At 72.2% G+C, this 18,544-nt stretch carries 22 protein-coding genes and 1 pseudogene; 16 read left to right on the top strand and 7 right to left on the bottom strand.

Translation table 11 applies throughout. The features are described 5' to 3' along the window. The first annotated feature begins 139 nt into the window (after nt 1–139). From AB0D32_RS23260 to AB0D32_RS23250, 3 genes are read left to right on the top strand one after another with little or no spacing between them, the layout of a single operon-like run. Nucleotides 140–2,695, top strand: a complete 2,556-nt coding sequence (locus tag AB0D32_RS23260) for an ATP-dependent Clp protease ATP-binding subunit (RefSeq protein WP_357093773.1) — start codon at nt 140–142, stop codon at nt 2,693–2,695. A 13-nt stretch (nt 2,696–2,708) separates the two neighbouring features. Then, on the top strand, nt 2,709–2,873 hold the full coding sequence (locus AB0D32_RS23255) for a hypothetical protein (RefSeq protein ID WP_357093769.1): 165 nt from the start codon (nt 2,709–2,711) through the stop codon (nt 2,871–2,873). Further along, nucleotides 2,873–3,223 (top strand): DUF3140 domain-containing protein, encoded by a 351-nt coding sequence (locus AB0D32_RS23250; protein WP_357093766.1) that lies wholly within the window; start codon nt 2,873–2,875, stop codon nt 3,221–3,223. The genes AB0D32_RS23255 and AB0D32_RS23250 overlap by 1 nt, the downstream gene beginning before the upstream one ends. Nucleotides 3,224–3,276: 53 nt before the next feature. On the opposite strand, the gene AB0D32_RS23245 is transcribed toward AB0D32_RS23250, so the two are convergent. From AB0D32_RS23245 to AB0D32_RS23235, 3 genes are all read right to left on the bottom strand, one after another. After that, nucleotides 3,277–3,519 (bottom strand): hypothetical protein, encoded by a 243-nt coding sequence (locus AB0D32_RS23245; protein ID WP_357093763.1) that lies wholly within the window; start codon nt 3,517–3,519, stop codon nt 3,277–3,279. A gap of 19 nt (nt 3,520–3,538) precedes the next feature. Further along, nucleotides 3,539–4,534 carry a LysR family transcriptional regulator gene (locus tag AB0D32_RS23240; protein ID WP_357093760.1) on the bottom strand — a complete coding sequence of 332 codons (996 nt, stop codon included), beginning with the start codon at nt 4,532–4,534 and terminating at the stop codon, nt 3,539–3,541. 107 nt (nt 4,535–4,641) lie between these two features. Continuing rightward, the gene (locus AB0D32_RS23235) at nt 4,642–5,250 is read right to left on the bottom strand and encodes a hemerythrin domain-containing protein (protein ID WP_357093757.1); all 609 of its coding nucleotides are present in this window, start codon (nt 5,248–5,250) and stop codon (nt 4,642–4,644) included. Nucleotides 5,251–5,423: 173 nt separating this feature from the next. Between AB0D32_RS23235 and AB0D32_RS23230 the strand changes: the two genes are divergently transcribed. Both AB0D32_RS23230 and AB0D32_RS23225 read left to right on the top strand, forming a co-directional pair. Beyond that, complete coding sequence (locus AB0D32_RS23230; protein ID WP_357093754.1) at nt 5,424–6,752, top strand: M20/M25/M40 family metallo-hydrolase; 1,329 nt, start codon at nt 5,424–5,426, stop codon at nt 6,750–6,752. A 60-nt stretch (nt 6,753–6,812) separates the two neighbouring features. Then, a complete protein-coding gene (locus AB0D32_RS23225; RefSeq protein ID WP_357093845.1) occupies nt 6,813–7,466 on the top strand; it encodes a hypothetical protein in 654 nt (217 codons plus the stop codon). Nucleotides 7,467–7,542: 76 nt separating this feature from the next. Here the strand turns inward: AB0D32_RS23225 and AB0D32_RS23220 are convergent, their stop codons facing one another. Further along, on the bottom strand, nt 7,543–7,734 hold the full coding sequence (locus tag AB0D32_RS23220; RefSeq protein WP_357093751.1) for a DUF5703 family protein: 192 nt from the start codon (nt 7,732–7,734) through the stop codon (nt 7,543–7,545). A gap of 179 nt (nt 7,735–7,913) precedes the next feature. Between AB0D32_RS23220 and AB0D32_RS23215 the strand changes: the two genes are divergently transcribed. The 3 genes from AB0D32_RS23215 to AB0D32_RS23205 are packed head-to-tail and all read left to right on the top strand — an operon-like array spanning nt 7,914 to nt 8,736. Beyond that, the gene (locus tag AB0D32_RS23215) at nt 7,914–8,372 is read left to right on the top strand and encodes a DUF2975 domain-containing protein (RefSeq protein WP_357093748.1); all 459 of its coding nucleotides are present in this window, start codon (nt 7,914–7,916) and stop codon (nt 8,370–8,372) included. After that, nucleotides 8,372–8,584 (top strand): helix-turn-helix transcriptional regulator, encoded by a 213-nt coding sequence (locus tag AB0D32_RS23210; protein WP_357093745.1) that lies wholly within the window; start codon nt 8,372–8,374, stop codon nt 8,582–8,584. Before AB0D32_RS23215 ends, AB0D32_RS23210 begins: the two co-directional genes overlap by 1 nt. Further along, nucleotides 8,581–8,736, top strand: a complete 156-nt coding sequence (locus AB0D32_RS23205) for a hypothetical protein (protein ID WP_357093742.1) — start codon at nt 8,581–8,583, stop codon at nt 8,734–8,736. Before AB0D32_RS23210 ends, AB0D32_RS23205 begins: the two co-directional genes overlap by 4 nt. A gap of 20 nt (nt 8,737–8,756) precedes the next feature. Here AB0D32_RS23205 and AB0D32_RS23200 read toward each other — a convergent pair whose 3' ends face one another. Continuing rightward, a complete protein-coding gene (locus tag AB0D32_RS23200; protein WP_357093739.1) occupies nt 8,757–9,734 on the bottom strand; it encodes an SseB family protein in 978 nt (325 codons plus the stop codon). Then, nucleotides 9,731–10,150 carry a YbaB/EbfC family nucleoid-associated protein gene (locus AB0D32_RS23195; RefSeq protein WP_357093736.1) on the bottom strand — a complete coding sequence of 140 codons (420 nt, stop codon included), beginning with the start codon at nt 10,148–10,150 and terminating at the stop codon, nt 9,731–9,733. The genes AB0D32_RS23200 and AB0D32_RS23195 overlap by 4 nt, the downstream gene beginning before the upstream one ends. 93 nt (nt 10,151–10,243) lie before the next feature. On the opposite strand from AB0D32_RS23195, the gene AB0D32_RS23190 reads away from it, so the two are divergent. From AB0D32_RS23190 to AB0D32_RS23180, 3 genes are read left to right on the top strand one after another with little or no spacing between them, the layout of a single operon-like run. Then, entirely contained in the window at nt 10,244–10,573 is a 330-nt protein-coding gene (locus AB0D32_RS23190; protein ID WP_357093733.1) for a hypothetical protein, read from the top strand. Next, nucleotides 10,570–11,631 (top strand): PPE domain-containing protein, encoded by a 1,062-nt coding sequence (locus tag AB0D32_RS23185; protein ID WP_357093730.1) that lies wholly within the window; start codon nt 10,570–10,572, stop codon nt 11,629–11,631. The genes AB0D32_RS23190 and AB0D32_RS23185 overlap by 4 nt, the downstream gene beginning before the upstream one ends. A 22-nt stretch (nt 11,632–11,653) precedes the next feature. Continuing rightward, nucleotides 11,654–12,553, top strand: coding sequence for a hypothetical protein (locus AB0D32_RS23180; RefSeq protein ID WP_357093727.1), 900 nt, complete (start codon nt 11,654–11,656; stop codon nt 12,551–12,553). 45 nt (nt 12,554–12,598) lie between these two features. On the opposite strand, the gene AB0D32_RS23175 is transcribed toward AB0D32_RS23180, so the two are convergent. Then, nucleotides 12,599–13,570, bottom strand: a complete 972-nt coding sequence (locus tag AB0D32_RS23175) for an aldo/keto reductase (protein ID WP_357093724.1) — start codon at nt 13,568–13,570, stop codon at nt 12,599–12,601. Nucleotides 13,571–13,747: 177 nt separating this feature from the next. On the opposite strand from AB0D32_RS23175, the gene AB0D32_RS23170 reads away from it, so the two are divergent. From AB0D32_RS23170 to AB0D32_RS23150, 5 genes and pseudogenes are all read left to right on the top strand, one after another. Then, a complete protein-coding gene (locus AB0D32_RS23170) occupies nt 13,748–14,800 on the top strand; it encodes an LLM class F420-dependent oxidoreductase (protein ID WP_357093721.1) in 1,053 nt (350 codons plus the stop codon). Continuing rightward, nucleotides 14,797–15,633 carry an undecaprenyl-diphosphate phosphatase gene (locus AB0D32_RS23165; protein WP_357093718.1) on the top strand — a complete coding sequence of 279 codons (837 nt, stop codon included), beginning with the start codon at nt 14,797–14,799 and terminating at the stop codon, nt 15,631–15,633. The genes AB0D32_RS23170 and AB0D32_RS23165 overlap by 4 nt, the downstream gene beginning before the upstream one ends. A 331-nt stretch (nt 15,634–15,964) precedes the next feature. Beyond that, the gene (locus tag AB0D32_RS23160; protein ID WP_357093715.1) at nt 15,965–16,267 is read left to right on the top strand and encodes an urease subunit gamma; all 303 of its coding nucleotides are present in this window, start codon (nt 15,965–15,967) and stop codon (nt 16,265–16,267) included. A gap of 40 nt (nt 16,268–16,307) precedes the next feature. Further along, nucleotides 16,308–16,643 (top strand): annotated as a pseudogene (locus tag AB0D32_RS23155) (urease subunit beta); the annotation flags it as partial. Nucleotides 16,644–16,817: 174 nt separating this feature from the next. Next, the gene (locus AB0D32_RS23150; protein ID WP_357093713.1) at nt 16,818–18,536 is read left to right on the top strand and encodes an urease subunit alpha; all 1,719 of its coding nucleotides are present in this window, start codon (nt 16,818–16,820) and stop codon (nt 18,534–18,536) included. Nucleotides 18,537–18,544 lie beyond the last annotated feature (8 nt).

Genomic DNA, 18,544 nt, shown 5'->3' with positions numbered 1-18,544 from the left:
GACCCTTCCTATACCGCGGGCGTTAACTAAGGTGCCCTTCCTTACCCCCGTGTCCGTCGTGGCGGGGTGGTGGCGTTTGTCGGGACGGTCGCCGGGTAGCCCCTGGCGACCGTGTCGCGCCCGACTGCGGAGGACAGACATGATGGGACCCGGTGACTTCGGCTCCGACCCCTGGGACGAGTTCCTGGCCCGGTACTTCGGCCGGGGTGAGGGTGGGCGCCGACCCGCGCACCGGGTCGACATCACCCGGCTGATGACCGCCGACGCCCGGGAGATGCTGGCCGACGCGGCCCGCCGGGCCGCCCAGCGGCAGAGCACCGACCTGGACACCGACCATCTGCTCTGGGCGGCGCTGCAACGCGAACCCCTGCGCGACCTCGTCCGCCGCGCCGGCGCCGACCCGGACACGCTGCTCAACGCGCTCGGCGGGCGCGGCGACGGCGCGCCCCGGGGCGAGGTACCGCCCAACCTGTCGCTCACCCCGGCGGCCAAGCGGGCGCTGCTCGACGCCCACCAGCTGTCCCGGGCGATGGGCGCCAACTACATCGGCCCCGAACACATCCTGATGGCGCTGCCGCTGAACCCGGAGTCGCCGGCCGGGCGGATGCTCGCCGCCGGCCGTATCCAGCCCGAGTCGTTGCAGGCGGCCAGCGCCGAGCGCGGGCCGATGACCGGGCCGAAACCCGACCGGGGCACGCCCACCCTGGACCAGTACGGCCAGGACCTCACCGACCTGGCCCGCAACGACCAGATCGACCCGGTGATCGGCCGGGCCGACGAGATCGAGCAGGCCGTCGAGATCCTCTCCCGGCGTACGAAGAACAACCCGGTGCTGATCGGCGAGGCCGGCGTCGGCAAGACCGCGATCGTGGAGGGACTGGCGGAGCGGATCTGCGACGGCGACGTACCGCAGACGCTGCTCGGCAAGCGGGTGATCCAGCTCGACCTGGCCGGGCTGGTGGCCGGCACCCGGTACCGGGGCGACTTCGAGGAGCGGCTGAAGAAGGTCATCGACGAGATCCGGGCGCACCGCGAGGAGCTGATCGTCTTCCTGGACGAGATCCACACCCTGGTCGGCGCGGGCGGGGCGGGCAGCGAGGGCGGCATGGACGCCTCGAACATGCTGAAGCCGGCGCTGGCCCGGGGCGAGCTGCGGGTGATCGGCGCGACCACGCTGGACGAGTACCGCAAGAGCATCGAGAAGGACGCGGCGCTGGCCCGCCGGTTCCAGCCGGTGTTCGTGCCGGAGCCGACGGTCGAGGACACGGTGTCGATCCTGCGCGGGCTGCGCGACCGCTACGAGGCCCACCACCAGGTGCGGTTCACCGACGAGGCGCTGGTCGCCGCGGCCGAGTTGTCCGACCGGTACGTCACCGACCGGTTCCTGCCGGACAAGGCGATCGACCTGATCGACCAGGCCGGCGCCCGGGTCCGGCTGCGGACCCGCACCCCGGCCTCCGACGTGCGGGAGCTGGAGACGCAGCTCGACGAGGTACGCCGGGACAAGGAGCAGGCCGTCGCCGACGAGCAGTACGAGAAGGCGTCCGCGCTGCGCGACCGGCTCGCCGAGCTGGAGGTGCAGATCCGCCGGGCCCGGGGCGACGAGGGTGTCTCCTCGCAGGTGCCGTCGGTCGGCCCGCCGGAGATCGCCGAGGTGGTCTCCCGGGCCACCGGCATCCCGGTCAGCCAGCTCACCGAGGAGGAACGCGACCGGCTGCTGCGACTGGAGGGTCAGCTGCACGAGAAGGTGGTGGGCCAGGACGACGCGGTGACCGCGGTCGCCGAGGCGGTCCGCCGCTCGCGTGCCGGGCTGGCCGACCCGGACCGCCCGATGGGCAGCTTCCTCTTTCTCGGGCCCACCGGCGTCGGCAAGACCGAGCTGGCCCGGGCCCTCGCGGAGGCGCTGTTCGGCGAGGCCGACCGGATGGTCCGGGTGGACATGAGCGAGTTCCAGGAGCGGCACACGGTCAGCCGGCTCGTCGGTGCCCCGCCCGGGTACGTCGGCTACGAGGAGGCCGGTCAGCTCACCGAGGCGGTGCGTCGCCGCCCGTACGCGGTGGTGCTGCTCGACGAGATCGAGAAGGCCCATGCCGACGTGTTCAACATCCTGCTCCAGGTGCTCGACGACGGGCGGCTCACCGACAGTCAGGGTCGTACGGTCAACTTCAAGAACACCGTGCTGATCATGACGAGCAACCTGGGCTCGGAGCTGATCACCGGCGCCCAGCGCGCGGTCGGGTTCGGCGCCGGGGCGGAGGGCGGCGACCAGGAGAGCGACGAGCTGCGCGAGCGGCTGATGCGCCGGCTCCAGGAGAACTTCCGGCCCGAGTTCCTCAACCGCATCGACGAGGTGATCATCTTCCGCCGGCTGGAGGCCGAGCAGCTGCGCCAGATCACCGGCCTGCTGCTGGAGGAGACCCGCCGCCGGCTGCACGCCCAGGACATCCAGGTCGAGTTCACCACCGCCGGCGTCGACTGGATCGCCGAGAACGGCTACCAGCCGGAGTTCGGCGCCCGGCCGTTGCGCCGGGTCATCCAGCGGGAGGTGGACAACCACCTGTCCCGGATGCTGCTGGAGTCGGCGATCTCACCCGGCCAGAAGGTCACCGTGGACGCCCGCGACGGGCGACTCGCCTTCGACGTGGCAGCCGGCGAGCGCGGCTACACCCCGGCCGCCACGTCCCATCCCCGATGACCGGAGGGCGGACATGAGCGAACCCGAGCAGACCCGGGACGAGACCGACCGCACCGATCCGATCCTGGCCCCGCCGACCGCCAATCCGGCCCGGGTGCGGGTGCCCCCGGAGGGCCTGGGCCAGCAGGGCGACGACCCGGAGCAGGCGGAGTCCGACCGCCGTCGAGAGGAGGGCTGATGGTACGCGAGCAGCGGCTCGAACCCGAGGTGGAGGTGCTCTGGGACGACTTCCACGCCCAGGTCAACGTCCCCTCGGAGCAGTTGCGGCAGTGGCTGCTCACCCGGGGCTCCGGGGAGGAGTCGTTCGGGCCCGACCCGGATCTCGACCTGCCCGGGTTGGGCCGGCGGATCCTCCGGGTGCTGACCAAACGCAAGGTCGACCTCACCCCGGAGGACATCAGGGTGATGCGGGACGCGATCGACGAGATCCAGTCCCTGCTGGACGAGAAGCCGCCACGCGGCAACGCCGACGACGAGTGGCGGCACTCCCTGCTCGACCTGGGCCACGACGTCCTCGTCGAACGCTGAGCGGCAGGGGATCGGCGGCGCCTGGCACGCTCCGGGCGCCGCCGACTCCGTGGTCAACCGTGGTCGCTCTCCAGGCTGCCGACCGTCAGGCCCGTGGCGTCGGCCGCCGCCTCGCGGTCGCCGAGCGTCTGTGCCTCGCGGGTCAGCAGGTTGGCGTACTCCGTGATGTCGGCCGGGTCGGGTACCTCGGGCAGGCGACGCAGGAAAGCCTCCACGTCGCGGGCGGCGGCGGTGTGCGCGGCGGCCGCCTGCCGGAGGATCTCCCGGTCGTCGGCGGCTGGGTAGAGATCGGTCATGTCCGCCTGTTACCCGACGTCACGCCGTTCGCACCCCGTCGGCCCCGGCGGCCGTCAGCCGCCGCGCCCCGTAGGTCGGGTTGCGCAGCAGCCAGGACAGGTAGTCCGGGTGGGCCGCCAGCGAGTCGGTGTACGCGGCCAGCGCGGTCTCCAGCACCAGTTCGGCGTCCCGGGCGGCGGGGGAGTCCGGATGCCAGCCCAGCATCAGCCGCCAGCGCAGCGGCGTCCCGGCCAGCATCCGGGTGACCAGCCCGGCGACCGGGCGGAAGATCGCCTGGCAGAGCGCGATCGCCTCACCCGAGTCCACCATGTCGATGCAGCAGCGCACGTCGGTCTCGTACACCTTGCGGGGGGTGAAGCCGGCCCGGGCGCAGGCGGCGGCGAAGCAGTCGCCGAAGCAGCCGTCGCCCGGTGCGGCCACCCACTGCTCGCGACGCAGGTCGACCAGGTTCACCTCGGCCCGGCCGGCCAGTGGATGCTGCTCGGGCAGCAGCACGAGCACCGGGTCGACCGCCACCTCCCGCCAGCTCAACCCGGACTCGGCCGGCGGGGCCGCGTCGCCGCACACCCCGATCAGCGCGAAGTCCAGCCGGCCGCCGGCGACGAGCTGGGCCAGCTCGTCGGCGGACCAGGAGGCGTGCATGGTGATCTGGGCCGGCGGTGGTTCGGCGGCGAGCCGGTGCACGAGCCGGCCGAGGATGGGGCTGTTCACCCCGCCGAACCGGTACCGGCGGGGCGCGTCCCCGGCGCCGGCCAGCCGCGCCGCCTCGTCCTGCAGGCCCTTCATCGCGGGCAGCAGCACCCGGGCCCGGGCGAGCACCAGCTCGCCGAGGGCGGTGGGGCGGGCACCGCGGCGGTCCCGCTCGAACAGTGGCCCGCCCAGGGTCCGTTCGATGCGCTGGAGCTGGGCGGTGAGTGCCGGCTGGGCCAGGCCGAGCGTCGATGCCGCCTTGGTCACGCTCCCCGTCTCCGCGATCGCGCAGATCACCCTCAGGTGTCGCAGCTCCAGATTCATACCGAGACGGTATGACCCCGTAGCGGCCGGCGGAAGGCCCCGAACGAATCAACACCTTCCGATGTGTGTCCGATCCGCTACGGGGCGACGCGGTGAAGGCCGCCGGCTCAGCCCGGCGGCGGTTCGGTCAGGTCGGCCAGGTAGGTGGGTCGGCCGGTGACGGCGTCGCGGACCTTGTCGACCACGCCCACCGCGGGCTCGACGACCCGGTTCCACGGCGGGGTCGCCGGGGTGCCCGGGTGCGGGCGCGTCGGGGCCGCCTCCTCGGCGATCTCCAGCCGGTTGCCCAGGCGGATCAGCTCCTCGGCGCTGGCCACCTCGCGCAGCGCCGCGACCAGCGCGCCCGCCTCCTGGACGTGGCGGTGGACCCGGGCGGCGACATCGGCGAGCCTGTCGCCGTCGAGGTCCTTCAGGGCGGTCAGCAGGGCCCGGTCGTCCGTGACGGCCCGGTCGATGCGGTCCGCCGCGTCGGGCAGGGCGGCCCGGACGGCGGGCAGCAGGTACTGCTCCTCGGCGGAGAGGTGCCGGGAAAGTGCCGCCGTGAGCACCTCCAGGCCGTGCTCGGGAGCGGGCTCCGGCCCCGGGTCGGCGAGCCGCCGCAGCAGCTCACGCAGCTGCCGGTGCTCGGCGTCGACGATGTCGGCGATGCTGCGCCCGCCCGGCCGGAAGCCCTCGTCCTCTCCGGTGGGCGGCAGCGGTGGCAGGGGAACGGTCATGGTGCCCTCCTCTGGTGGCGGGCGGAGCACGTGGTGGGGTGCGGTCGCGAGCGGCGGTACCCGGCCGCGTCGGCGGCGAAACCGGGCCTGCCGCCGGCCGTCCCCTGCCGGCGGGGAGACGACCAGGCGGGACGGGCGACCGCGCCGGGCCCGTGGGCTGGTATGAAGAGCCGATGACGAGCAACACCGCCTCCGCCAGACCGGACCCCACCGACGAGGTCGTCGACCTCTGCCGCGACCTCCTGCGGATCGACACCACCAACACCGGGGACAACGACACCAGCGCCGGGGAACGCCTCGCCGCCGAGTACGTGGCCGAGAAGCTGGCCGAGGTGGGCGTCGAGTCCGTCATCCACGAGTCGGCGCCCGGCCGGGCCAACCTGCTCGCCCGCATCCCCGGCACCGACCCGAGCCGCGGGGCGCTGCTGGTGCACGGTCACCTCGACGTCGTCCCCGCCGACGCCGACGAGTGGTCGGTGCACCCGTTCTCCGGGGAGCTGCGCGACGGCTACCTGTGGGGCCGGGGCGCCATCGACATGAAGGACTTCGACGCGATGGTGCTGGCCGTGGTGCGGCACTGGCAGCGCACCGGGGTCCGCCCGCCCCGCGACATCGTGCTCGCGTACACCGCCGACGAGGAGGCGGGCAGCGACTACGGCGCGCACTTCCTGGTCCAGCGGCACCGCGACCTCTTCGACGGGTGCACCGAGGCCATCGGCGAGGTCGGCGGCTTCTCGTACTCGGTCAACGACAGCCAGCGGCTCTACCTGATCGAGACCGCCGAGAAGGGCATCGACTGGCTGCGCCTGCACGCCAGGGGCCGCCCCGGGCACGGCTCGATGGTGCACGACGACAACGCGGTCACCGCGCTCGCCGAGGCGGTGGCCCGGATCGGCCGGCACCGCTTCCCCGTGGTGGTCACCGACACCGTGCGGGCGTTCCTGGAGGAGGTCTCCGACCTGCTGGGCATCGAGCTGGACCCGGAGGACCCGGAGACCGCCATCGCCAAGCTCGGGCCGATCGCCAACATCATCGGCGCGACGATCCGCAACACCGCCAACCCGACCCGGCTCGCCGCCGGCTACAAGGACAACGTCATCCCCGGCCGGGCCACCGCCACCATCGACTGCCGCAGCCTGCCCGGGCAGTCGGAGCTGCTGGAGCGGCAGCTGCGCGAGCTGGTCGGCCCGGACATCGCCATCGAGTACGTCCAGCGCCAGCCGGCGCTGGAGACGACGTTCGACGGCGACCTGGTCGACGCGATGTCCGCCGCGTTGCGCGCGGAGGACCCGGGGGCGCGACCGGTGCCGTACATGCTCTCCGGCGGCACCGACGCCAAGGCGTTCTCGCAGCTCGGCATCCGTTGCTTCGGGTTCGCGCCGCTGCGGCTGCCCGCCGACCTGAACTTCTCCGCGCTGTTCCACGGCATCGACGAGCGGGTTCCGGTCGACGGACTACAGTTCGGCGTGCGGGTTCTCGACCGGTTCCTCCGCACCTGCTAGCCCCCGCCGGACACCCCCGTGTTCCGGCGGGAACCTCCCATCGTGAAGGGACTGACCCACATGACCGACCAGCACGGTGAGCTGGACGCCGCCCTCGAGCGCGTGATCGATGCGGCCCGCCACCACCTGGCCGCCGTCCGCGCCGCGCAGGGCCGCATCGACGACGACGACGTCTGGCAGGCGTACGTCGCGCTGAACAACGCGTCCTTCGCGTACGACGAGCAACTCCTGGACGCCTTCGGCGAGGTCACCCCGTGGGACGTCGAGTCGATCGACCCGGACGAGGCCGACCAGCGCTTCGGCGCCGTGGAGGGCGTGGAGCCCACCGACCCGCACCCGCGGGTCATCTCGGTGCGCCAGCGGCGCGACTACCGGGTGCCGAGCGTGTCGGCGCTGATCCGGGTCGCCGAGGCCGCCCGGCGGGAGGGCACCCCGGCCGAGGACGAGCCGGAGCCCGTCGAGGGGGTCGGCGAGGCGGTGCTGGAGCTGCTCCAGAGCGGCGACGGCTCGCTCGGCGCGCTGGACGTGCCGGAGCTGGAGCCGCTCGACGGTGTGGTGATGGTCAGCGAGGTCGGCACCCCGGTCGACCTGGAGTCCTTCGACGACGACGACCCGGTCGGCCCGTTCCAGCCGGCCGCCGACGACCGGCTGGTCGGCCGGCTCGACGAGCACCCGTTCATGGAGCTCGACGAGGAGCACGACCACGCCCACTAGGCGCTGACGGCACGCCCGCCACGCGGCGAAGGCCCGGGGTCCGATCGGATGGTCGGCCCCGGGCCTTGCGTCGTGTTCAGTACGACAGTCCGGGCTGCGGCTGGTTCACCCGACGGCGACGCAGCATCACCTGCCGCGTGCCGTCGCGGTACAGCCGTACCCGCGCCAACTCCCACCCGGAGAACTCCGCCTGGATCGCCAACTGCGCCGCGCAGGTCAACCGGTCGACGTTCGGCGGCAGGCGCAGCGGCGCGTACTCGTAGTCCATGGGACCCATGCTGCCCAGCCGACCGGCCGTCCGCCACCCCCTCGCCGCCGCCACCGGGCGGGGGCCGAGCGTGCCGCGGCCCGAGCGCCCGCGCGAGAGCATGGCAGGGGATCGCAGAACCGATTGACATTCGATAGGTTGCAAGCGATAGTCGATGCATGTTGAACGAGCATCGAGCGGTGGCGCCGCTCAGAGTGTTCCTCGTGGTGCTGTTCGGGATCCTGGTCGTGTTCCAGACCCTCTCGCTGCCCGGGCAGTTCGCGCACATGGCCGAGGAGTCCCCGGACCAGGCCCACCTCAGGTGGCCGATGACCGCCGTCACGGTGTTCTGGGTGCTGTGCATCCAGGTGGTGATCGTGTCCACCTGGAAGTTGCTCACCCTGGTCAGGAACGACCGCATCTTCAGCGACGCCGCCCTGGCGTGGGTGGACACGATCGTGTGGGCGATCGTCGCCGCCTGGATGGTACTGCTGGGCGTGTTCCTCTATGTCGGTTTCGGGGCGACGGACCCCGGCCTGCCGCTTCTGCTGTTCCTGATGCTGGTGGGCGTCGCCGTGCTGGGCCTGCTGATGGTCGTCATGCGCGCGCTGCTGCGGCAGGCCACGACGCTGCGTACCGACATGGAAGCGGTGATCTGATGCCCATCGTCGTCCGCATCGACGTCGAGCTGGCGAAACGCAAGATGAGCGTCGGCGAGTTCGCCGAACGCGTCGGTCTCACGCCGGCGAACGTGGCGGTGCTGAAGAACGGTCGCGCCAAGGCCGTCCGGTTCAGCACCCTGGAGGCCATGTGCCGGGTGCTCGACTGCCAGCCCGGCGACCTGCTCGAATGGGTCGAGGAGACGCCATGAGGTACCTGCTCGCCGTCGTCGCCGCCGCGCTCGGCGTCGCCGGCGTGGTGCTCGGGGAGGCGGACGACTCGCCGGGCCTCCAACTCCTGGGCGTCGTGCTCGTCGTCGGCGCGGTCGCGTTCGGCGTACGGGTCGTCCGGCGCGGCAGGTAGCGCGACCGGGAGCGGACTGGTCACCCGGCGGGCGGGTTCGCCGCCAGCAGGGCGGTCAGCGCCGCCGCGGCCAGGGCGAGCGCGCGCGGGGTGCCCGCGTCCACCACCAGCCCCCACGCCGGGTTCGGCCATTCCGCGAGCAGGTCCGCGCAGGGCACGGCGACGAACGGCACGCCCTCCCCGGCGAACGCGGTCAGCGCGTCCGGGGAGGTGAAGACGGGCAGCAGCGGCGCACCGGTCGGGCCGGTGACGATCGTCCACGGCACGTCGCGCTCCGGGCCCGGCTCCGCCGCCAGCGGTACGCAGACCGCCGAAGCGGCGAGGACGCTGAGATAGCCCGGCAGGTCCCGCCGCGCGGCGGCGTCGCCGAGGAGATCAAGCACGGTCGGGCCGTCCGGGACAGGCCCGTCCTCCGCCCCGCCCGCGCGCTCGGCCACCACCCGGCCGTCGTCGGCACCGGTCCCGGGCGGGCCAGGGGGAGCTGCCCCGGGTTCCCGCGCGGAGCCGGCCTCCGGCGTCGGCGCGGTCGCCTGCCGGTCGGCGGGCTCGGACGGCACCGGCGCCGGGGGAGGCGTGGCACCGGCCGCCGTCGGCGCGACGGTGGACGCCGTGGCCCGGACCCGGTGCGCCGGGGGCATGGTCGGCTCCGGCCGCACCCGGGGACCGGTGGGCGGAAGGATCTGGCAGGACAGCGCGCCGGGCTCCGTGGTGAGCACCGTGGCGGCGGTCCGCGCCGCGAACCCGCTCCACCAGCGCAGTCCCTCGGCGGTGCGCGGCGTCTCGTGCCACCAACCGCCGGGCCCGCGCGGCGCCTGCCAGCCGAGTTCGGCGAGGCGTCGCTCGTCGTAGGGCGGGCAGACCCCGCGCACGGCGTCGCGGCGCACCATCAGGTGCAGCCGGCGGGGGCCGGCGGCGAGTTCCAGGTCGGTGTCGCGGTCGCAGCCCGACAGCGTGTCGTGGAGCCGGGCGACGACGTCGGACCAGCCCGGCGATGTCATGCCGGCGAGCCCGGGAGGCGGCCGTCGAGCCGCCCGAGTCGGCCCATGGCCTCGTCCAGGCGGCCCAGGGAGGCGAAGTCGCCGGGGGTGCCGAAGATCTCGTTCAGGCCCGCGCCGAACGTCGCGTCGAGGCCTTCGGTGCGCTCGTTGAGCTGCGCGGTCGCCGCCGCGCGGGCCTGTCGGTACGCCTGTAGCACCATCGCCGCGAGGTCCTCCGTGCCCGCGCGCAAGGCGGTCGGCGCGAGGCTCAGGTCGGTGAGCTCGCCCGTGGCGTCGACGGTCGCGGACACCAGGCCGCTGTCGTCGGTGGCGGTGCCGGTCAGCTCGTCCAGGTCGTCCTTGAGCCCGGCGAAGCGGCGTTCGATGTCGGCGAGCCGTCCGGCGAGGGCGTCGAACGCGGACAGCGGGTCAGACATGAGAACCTCCCGTACGCGGTGCCGCCCGGGGTGGCGGCCGGCGGCGGCATGATCGTATCGTCGTCCCGCCGGGCTAACTGGGGGAGGAACGGCGTGCCTGACATTGACGTCGACGTGCGGGCGGTACGTCGGCTCGAGGCGGCGGCGAAGGGGGTGGCCACCTCGCTGACCGCGCTGGAGAGCCGGATCACGTCCGCGGGGGACATCCCGGACGGCGCCTTCGGGCATCTGCCGTTCGTCAGCGACATGCTCCGCGAGAAGTACGCCGAGCAGGTCACCGGGGGGATGGAGCTGTTCCGGTCCGGCCACGACGCGTTCGAACGGGTCGGCGGCGCGCTCGGCGGTACGGCCGAGGCCTACGAGCGCAACGAGCAGGACATCGACGCCTCGTTCAAGGCCATCGGCACCGGAATGCCCCGGTGAGCGGGCCCGCGGGAACCGCCGTCGAGCTCTGGAACGGTGTCGACAACGCGCTGTCCAGCGTGGACAAGGCGGTCGACAGCGTCTGCCGTACCCTCGCCTGGCCGCTGATCCAGCTCGTCGACCTCGTCGACGGGGAGCCGGCCGCGCTGCGCGCCAAGGCCACCGAGTGGGACGCGCTGGCCGCCCAGGTGCGCGAGTTGGCGGTGAACCACCGCAGTGTGCGCGAGGCCGAACAGGCCGGCTGGCGCTCCCCGTCCGGGGAGGCGTACGGCAGGCGGATGGCCGAGGTCGAGCAGCAGTTGCTGGACGTCGCCGAGCAGTTCGCCGCCACCGCCGAGTACCTGCGCGGCGTCGCCGACGCCCTGCAGACCGTGCACGACGTGCTGGTCGACATCTGCGTCGAGTTCGTCAACTTCCTGCTGGTGACGCTGGTGACCGCGCTGCTGATGGCCCCGTTCACCGCCGGGGCGTCCTGGGCGGCCGGTGTGGCGCTGGGGGTCACCCGGGGCATGATCGCGCTCGCCCGGATGCTGAAGATCATCAGGCCGCTGGCGACGCACCTGCAGAAGGTCATCCGGCTGCTGCAACGGGTCCTCCTGCACCTGCGCAAGCTGCGTAACCACCTGGACAAGCTGGTCGACAAGCAGAAGGCGCTGCGCACCGGCCAGAAGTACGCCGACAAGCGCCGCGCGGCCGGCGACGCCGACAAGTGGTTCCACAAGTTCATGGACCCGGCGAAGGGCAGCTGGAAGCTTGGCAAGTCCGGGACGCCGTTCGACATGAGCACGTTCGAACGCCTCGGGGCGCTGCGGGCGCACGGCATGGCCGACGGGGCGCGGATGATCGGCCGGGACTGGGTCACCAACCTGCCGTGGAACATCCCGAACTCCGTGGTGCACGGCGCCACCTGGGGCACCGTCGCGATGGTCTCCGGCCTGTCGGTGCCCGGCATGGAGCAGGTCGGCGACAAGGTCGAGGCGGCGGTGCAGGACGGCGCCGAGTGGGTCGACCAGAATGTCTTCGGGCAGCCGCCGGCGCAGCAGCCGGCCGGCCGGTGACGACCGATCCAGGGGGTGGAGCATGTCCGACGGGCGCAGCCGGCTGAGTCGGCTGACCGAGGCGGTGCTGGGTGGTGCGCGGGCCGCCCGGGACAAGGCCCGTGAGCTGCGCGACGAGTTCCGCACCACCGACGAGCCCGAGCGCACCCTGGTCGCGCCCCTGCTGCCCGGCGAGGAGATCCGCTACGTCGGCCTGGCGCCGGTGCGGGCCCCCGAGAACCACCGGGCCGGCAGCCAGCTCGCCGACCGGGTGAACACGGAACTCGCCGAGGCACTCGATCCGCGCGCGCTGTTCGGGCTGCTCAACGTCGTCAACCCGGTCGCCTGGGTGGACGCCGTGATGACGCCCGTCCGGATCGCCGCGGGCGTCCTGCTGCTGCCCGGCAAGGCCGCCGTCCTCGCCGCGGGCACGCCGGAGGCGGCCGAGCCGGAGCCCGCGCCGGGCGCCGCGCCCCGGGAACCGCTGCCGCTCCCCGCCGAGCAGGAGGCGTTCCGGGCGTTGTTCCGGCTCAGCCGCTACCGGCCGCTGGCCGACCAGCTCGCCGAGATCGCCTACCGGCGGCGGTACGTCTTCAGCGGCGACCTGGCCACGCTCGCCGGCAGCCTGCTGCTCTTCCTCGAGCGCTACACCGGCACTCCGCTGGTGGTCACCGACACCCACCTGCACCTGCTGCGGATGGGCCGCCGCCCCGATCCGGACCGCGAGGACCGGCGACGTCCCCAGGTGCTCTGGAGCGTGCAGCGGCGGCGCATCGCCCGGATCGACTCCGAGCACGGCGCGGCCCGCGTCGTGCAGTTCCCGTCCACCATCGTGTTCGACGACGGCTCCTGGATCCGGATCGTCAACCCGGCGACCCGCGACGACCAGTCCCGCTTCCTCGCCGCCGTACGCGAGCTCCCCGGCCGGCGCCCCACGACCTGAGCGGACGGTGCCGGCCTGCGATCTGCCCGCCCGGCGGCCGGCGGGTCAACCGTCGCGTTCGGGGTAGCCGACCGGCACGGCCGACACGTCGTCCAGCGCGGTGACGATCTCCTCCGGCAGGGTCATCCGCTCGACCTGGAGCGCGCCGAGCAGTTGGCCGACCGTCCGGGCGCCGAGGATCGGGGCCACCACCCCGGGGCGGTCGCGGATCCAGGCCAGCGCCACCTCCGACGGCGAGACGCCCAGCCCCCCGGCGGCGGTGGCGACCGCCTCCACGATGCTGGAGCAGCGGGGCTCCAGGTAGGTGGCGACGAACCGCTCGAAGAGCGGCGAGGCCGCCCGCGAGTCGGCGGGCCGGCCGTGCCGGTACTTGCCGGTGAGCACCCCGCGACCCAGCGGCGACCAGGGCAGCACCCCCAGCCCGAGGGCCTCACAGGCGGGCAGCACCTCCCGTTCGACGCCCCGCTCCAGCAGCGAGTACTCCACCTGTGCGGCCACCACCGGGGCGCGCCCCGGCCAGGCGGTCTGCCAGGCGGCTGCCCGCGCGGTCTGCCAGCCGGCGAAGTTCGACACCCCGACGTAGCGGACCCGGCCGCTGGCCACCGCGTGGTCGAGCGCCGCGAGCGTCTCCTCGAGCGGGGTGTCGGGGTCGTAGCCGTGCAGCTGGAACAGGTCGACGTGGTCCGTGCCGAGCCGGCGCAGCGAGGCGTCCAGCGTGCGCAGCAGGTGCCCCCGGGAGGCGTCCCGACGTCGACCGGTGCCCGGTCGCAGCCCCGCCTTGGTGGCGATCAGCAGGTCCTCGCGCGGCACCAGCGAGCCCAGCAGCGACCCGATCACCGACTCGGCGTCGCCGTCGCCGTAGACGTCGGCGGTGTCGATCAGGTTGCCGCCCGCGTCGAGGTAACTCTTCAGCTGGGCGGCCGCATCGTCGGCGTCGGTGTCCCGGCCCCACGTCATGGTGCCGAGCGCGAGCCGCGAAACCGCCAGCCCGCTTCGGCCGAGCGGTCGCTGTTGCATGGGTGAACCTTATTTCGAACGAGGCCCCGCCGATATCCTCGCTCCCGTCAAGTCTGCCGGGCGCGTCGCGTTTCTGACCGTTCGGGGCCGTGTCCGGTTGTGGTGAGCCGGTGGACGAGCCACCTTCCGGCATTGCGTAACCTGATGCGACCTGTGGTGCAAATGGGGGAGGACCTAGTGCGACTCGGGCTCAGCCTCGGATATCAGACGGCGTGGAGCACACCGGCTGATCACCTGGCTTTCGCTCAGGAAGCGGACCGGCTCGGCTACTCGGTGGTGTGGGCGGCGGAGGCCTACGGCTCCGACTCGCCGAGCATGCTCGCCTGGATGGCCGGTCAGACGGAGCGGATCGACCTGGGCAGCGCGGTGATGCAGATCCCCGCCCGTACCCCGGCGATGACCGCGATGACCGCGGCGACCATCGACGCGCTCTCCGGGGGCCGGTTCCGGCTGGGCCTCGGCGTGTCCGGCCCGCAGGTCTCCGAGGGCTGGCACGGCGTCCGGTTCGGCAAGCCGCTGGCGCGGACCCGCGAGTTCGTGGACATCGTGAAGCTCGCCGTGGCGCGCAAGAGCGTCGCGTACGACGGCGAGTTCTACACGCTGCCGCTGCCCGACGGCCCGGGCAAGGCGCTGAAGCTGGGCTTCCACCCGCCGCGCGAGCACATCCCGATCTACCTCGCCGCCGTCGGCCCGAAGAACCTGGAGCTGGCGGGCGAGGTCGCCGACGGCTGGCTGGCGATCTTCTACGCCCCCGAGTTCGCCGAGGAGCAGCTCGCCTCGGTCCGTGCCGGGCGGGCGAAGGCCGGCAAGGAGTTGGCCGGCTTCGACGTGGTTCCGTCGGTGCCAGTGGTGGTCGGCGACGACATCGCCACCTGCGCCGAGCTGGTCCGCTGGTACGCCGCCCTCTACGTCGGCGGCATGGGCAGCCGGCAGCAGAACTTCTACAACCAGCTCGCCACCCGGATGGGCTACGGCGACGCCGCCCGTGAGGTGCAGGATCTCTACCTGGCCAAGCGGCAGCGCGACGCCGCCGCCGCGGTGCCGCTGGAGTTCATCGACCGCACCTCGCTGCTGGGCCCGAAGGAGCGCATCGCCGAGCGGATGCGGGAGTACGCCGCCGCCGGCGTCACCACCCTGTCCGTGACCCTGTTCGCCGCCGACCGGGACAGCGGCGTGCAGACCCTGCGTACCGTCGCCGAGGCGCTGGACCTCTCGGGAGTCGGCGAGTGACCTGGGTCGAGGCCATCGTCCTGGGCATCGTGCAGGGCCTGACCGAGTTCCTGCCGGTCAGCTCGTCCGGGCATCTACGGATCACCTCGGCGATCTTCTTCGACCGTGATGCCGGGGCGTCGTTCACCGCGGTCACCCAGCTGGGCACCGAGGCGGCGGTGCTGATCTACTTCGCGAAGGACATCTGGCGGATCACCCGGACCTGGGTGGTCGGCATCCGGGACAAGTCCGTGCGTTCCAGCCTCGACTACCGGATGGGTTGGTACGTCATCGTCGGCTCGATCCCGATCGGGCTGTTCGGCTTCCTGTTCAAGGACCAGATCCGCACCGCCGGCCGCAACCTCTGGCTGGTGGCCACCACGCTGATCGTGTTCGCGTTCGTGCTGGCGTTCGCCGAGTACTGGGGGCGGCAGACCCGCACCCTGGAGAACTTCCGGATGCGCGACGGCGTGGTGATGGGTTTCGCCCAGGCCATGGCGCTGATTCCCGGGGTGTCCCGCTCCGGCGGCACGCTCACCGCCGGGCTGTTCCTCAACCTCACCCGGGAGGCGGCGGCGCGTTACTCGTTCCTGCTGGCCATCCCGGCGGTGGTGATGTCCGGGATCTTCAGCGTCGGCGACGTCTTCGAGCCGGCGGCCCCGGGCACCTCGGTGCCGAGCATGGCCCAGATGGTCGTCGCAACGATCATCGCCTTCGGCGTCGGATACGCGGCCATCGCCTGGCTGCTGCGCTACGTCGCGCACCACACCCTGTACGTCTTCGTGCTGTACCGGGTCGCGGTGGGCACCCTGGTGCTCGCCCTGCTGATGACGGGCACCATCAGCGCGACCTGATCCGCCCGCGCCCGCCGGCCCCCGGACCCCGTTGTGGGACCGGGGGCCGGTTCCGTTTGCCGTTTACCGGCCGGGTGCCGGGTGCCGGCGGCCGGTCGCGGTGAGCGCGCCGCCGTGGGCCGGCCGTCGTGAGGCGGGCGGCGGTCGCGGTGCGGCGCCCCGGTTTCTCCGGTTCTGACCCGACGTGCAGGCGAGAAGCGTACATTTCCAGCGAAGCCGCACGAATCCGGCCTAGCGGTCGGATAGTTCAAATCGGACCGAGCGCCGGCGTCTGGACGGCGTGTCCGGCCGGGTGGCGGCTCCCCATCGACAGTCGCGAAGGACCAGGACAGTGCATCTGACACCGAAGGAATTCGACAAGCTGACGATTCTCTCGATGGCCGTCGTCGCCAACGCCCGGAGGGCCAGAGGGGTGAAGCTCAACCACCCGGAGGCGGTCGCGGTGATCTGCGCCGCCGCCTTGGAGGGGGCCCGGGAGGGCAAGACCGTCGAAGAGGTCATGAACGACGCCCGCAGCACCCTCAGCGCGGACGACGTGATGCCGGGCGTGCCGGACATGCTGCCCATGGTGCAGGTCGAGGCGGTGTTCACCGACGGCTCCCGGCTGGTCACCGTGCACTCACCGATCCGATAGGCGTAGGAGCCCAGACGGTCTCCAGGAAGGCGGAGGAGAAATGACCAAGCAGCATCCCGGACCCAACTCGAAGCACCTTCGACCCATCGGCGGCTACATCCTGAGCGACCAGCCGCTGGAGTTGAACGCGGGCCGACCGGTCACGGAGATCGTCGTCCACAACACCGGCGACCGGCCGATCCAGATCGGCTCACACTTCCACTTCTTCGAAGTCAACCGGATGCTGGCGTTCGATCGGGAGGCGGCCTTCGGCAAGCGGCTGAACATTCCGGCGACGACATCCATCCGCTTCGAGCCGGGCGACAAGAAGACGGTGCAGCTCGTCCCCTTCGGCGGGCAGCAGCGCGTCTACGGGTTCAACGGTCTGGTCCAGGGCTGGAGCGGTGACGGACCGATCCCCGGCTACCGGCCGGATCGGGCCGAGGCGATCCACAACGCCGAGACCCGGGGCTTCAAGTTCGCCCCGGACAAGCAGGAGAACCCCAAGGGCAAGAAGCAGTAGAACCACTATTCCGTAGGGCTGCCAGCCTCGGGCAGGAGAGAAGACCAGATGAGCCAGATTTCTCGGCAAGAGTATTCCGGAATGTACGGCCCCACGACGGGCGACCAGATCAGGCTCGGCGACACCGACCTGCACATCGAGATCGAGAAGGATCTGCGTGTCCTCGGCGACGAGGTGATGTACGGCGGGGGCAAGACGCTGCGCGACGGCATGGGGGTCAACAACCAGTACACCAATGCCGAGGGTGGCCTGGACCTGGTCATCACGAACGTGACCGTCGTCGACGCGACCATCGGCGTGGTGAAGGCCGACGTCGGTGTCAAGAACGGAAAGATCGCCGGCATCGGCAAGGCCGGCAACCCGCACATCATGGACGGGGTCACCCCCGAGTTGGTGACCGGACCGGGCACCGAGGCCATCTCCGGCGAGCACCTCCTCCTGACCGCCGGGGGCATCGACGCGCACGTGCACCTGGTGACGCCGTTCCAGGCGCAAGCGGCCCTGAGCAACGGCGTGACCACCCTCTGGGGAGGTGGCACCGGCCCGACCGACAGCACCAACGGCGTCACCATCACCCCCGGCCCGTGGAACATCCACGCGATGCTGCGGGCCTTCGAGAACATCCCGATCAACATCGGCCTGATGGCGAAGGGCAACAGCTCCGGCCGTGGACCCCTGGTGGAACAGATCATGGCCGGTGCGCCGAGCTTCAAGATCCATGAGGACTGGGGTGCGCCGCCGGCGGTGATCCGGGCCTGCCTGGAGGTCGCCGACGAATTCGACGTCCAGGTCAGCATCCACACGGACACCCTCAACGAGAGCGGCTACATCGAGGACACCATCGCGGCGTTCGAGGGCCGGACCGTCCACACCTTCCACACCGAGGGCGCCGGTGGCGGGCACGCGCCGGACATCATCAAGGTCGCCGGCCAGATGAACGTGCTGCCGAGCTCGACCACGCCGACGGTTCCCTACGGCATCAACAGCCAGGCCGAGCTGTACGACATGATCATGGTCTGCCACAACTTCAACCCCCAGGTTCCCTCGGACGTTGCCTTCGTCGAGAGCCGGATCCGGACGGAGACCATCGCCGCCGAGGACGTCCTGCTGGACGAGGGCGTCATCTCGATGATGCAGAGCGACTCGCAGGCCATGGGGCGCGTCGGCGAGACCTGGTTGCGGACCATCCAGCTCGCCGGGCAGATGAAGACGGTACGCGGCAAGCTCGCCGAGGACGCCGCCGGCAACGACAACTTCCGGGTGCTGCGGTACGTGGCCAAGATGACCATCAACCCGGCGATCACCCAGGGGATCTCGCACGTGCTGGGGTCGGTCACGCCGGGCAAGATGGCCGACCTCGTGCTCTGGGAGCCGGCCTTCTTCGGCACGAAGCCGAAGCTGGTCCTCAAGGGCGGCATGATCGCCTGGTCGATCATGGGTGACCCGAACGCCTCGCTGCCGACGCCGCAGCCGGTCTACTACCGGCCGAATTTCGGCGCGTACGGCAGCCAGCTCGCCAAGAACTGCGTGACGTTCGTGTCCCGGGCCGCGCACGAGGCCGGCATCGCCGAGCAGCTCGGCCTGCAGCGGCAGGTCATGCCGGTGTACCGGACCCGGGGCCTCACCAAGCGGGACATGGTCCGCAACGACCGGACGCCGAAGCTCGAGGTCGACCCCGAGACCTTCGCGGTGAAGCTGGACGGCGTGCACGCCACCGTGCCGCCCGCCAGGAACCTTCCCCTGAGCCAGCTCTATTTCTTCAGCTGACACCGCCG

The sequence above is a fragment of the Micromonospora sp. NPDC048170 genome, from assembly GCF_040652795.1.
Lineage (GTDB): Bacteria > Actinomycetota > Actinomycetes > Mycobacteriales > Micromonosporaceae > Micromonospora.
Note: the sequence above shows the minus strand (reverse complement) of the source record. Positions and strands in the feature narration are given on the sequence as shown.

Bases quoted from the DNA above. Each gene is read 5' to 3' on its own strand.
- AB0D32_RS23260 (WP_357093773.1), top strand. From the start codon at position 140: ATGATGGGACCCGGTGACTTCGGCTCCGACCCCTGGGACGAGTTCCTG.
- AB0D32_RS23255 (WP_357093769.1), top strand. From the start codon at position 2,709: ATGAGCGAACCCGAGCAGACCCGGGACGAGACCGACCGCACCGATCCG.
- AB0D32_RS23250 (WP_357093766.1), top strand. From the start codon at position 2,873: ATGGTACGCGAGCAGCGGCTCGAACCCGAGGTGGAGGTGCTCTGGGAC.
- AB0D32_RS23245 (WP_357093763.1), bottom strand. From the start codon at position 3,519: ATGACCGATCTCTACCCAGCCGCCGACGACCGGGAGATCCTCCGGCAG.
- AB0D32_RS23240 (WP_357093760.1), bottom strand. From the start codon at position 4,534: ATGAATCTGGAGCTGCGACACCTGAGGGTGATCTGCGCGATCGCGGAG.
- AB0D32_RS23235 (WP_357093757.1), bottom strand. From the start codon at position 5,250: ATGACCGTTCCCCTGCCACCGCTGCCGCCCACCGGAGAGGACGAGGGC.
- AB0D32_RS23230 (WP_357093754.1), top strand. From the start codon at position 5,424: ATGACGAGCAACACCGCCTCCGCCAGACCGGACCCCACCGACGAGGTC.
- AB0D32_RS23225 (WP_357093845.1), top strand. From the start codon at position 6,813: ATGACCGACCAGCACGGTGAGCTGGACGCCGCCCTCGAGCGCGTGATC.
- AB0D32_RS23220 (WP_357093751.1), bottom strand. From the start codon at position 7,734: ATGGACTACGAGTACGCGCCGCTGCGCCTGCCGCCGAACGTCGACCGG.
- AB0D32_RS23210 (WP_357093745.1), top strand. From the start codon at position 8,372: ATGCCCATCGTCGTCCGCATCGACGTCGAGCTGGCGAAACGCAAGATG.
- AB0D32_RS23205 (WP_357093742.1), top strand. From the start codon at position 8,581: ATGAGGTACCTGCTCGCCGTCGTCGCCGCCGCGCTCGGCGTCGCCGGC.
- AB0D32_RS23200 (WP_357093739.1), bottom strand. From the start codon at position 9,734: ATGACATCGCCGGGCTGGTCCGACGTCGTCGCCCGGCTCCACGACACG.
- AB0D32_RS23195 (WP_357093736.1), bottom strand. From the start codon at position 10,150: ATGTCTGACCCGCTGTCCGCGTTCGACGCCCTCGCCGGACGGCTCGCC.
- AB0D32_RS23180 (WP_357093727.1), top strand. From the start codon at position 11,654: ATGTCCGACGGGCGCAGCCGGCTGAGTCGGCTGACCGAGGCGGTGCTG.
- AB0D32_RS23175 (WP_357093724.1), bottom strand. From the start codon at position 13,570: ATGCAACAGCGACCGCTCGGCCGAAGCGGGCTGGCGGTTTCGCGGCTC.
- AB0D32_RS23150 (WP_357093713.1), top strand. From the start codon at position 16,818: ATGAGCCAGATTTCTCGGCAAGAGTATTCCGGAATGTACGGCCCCACG.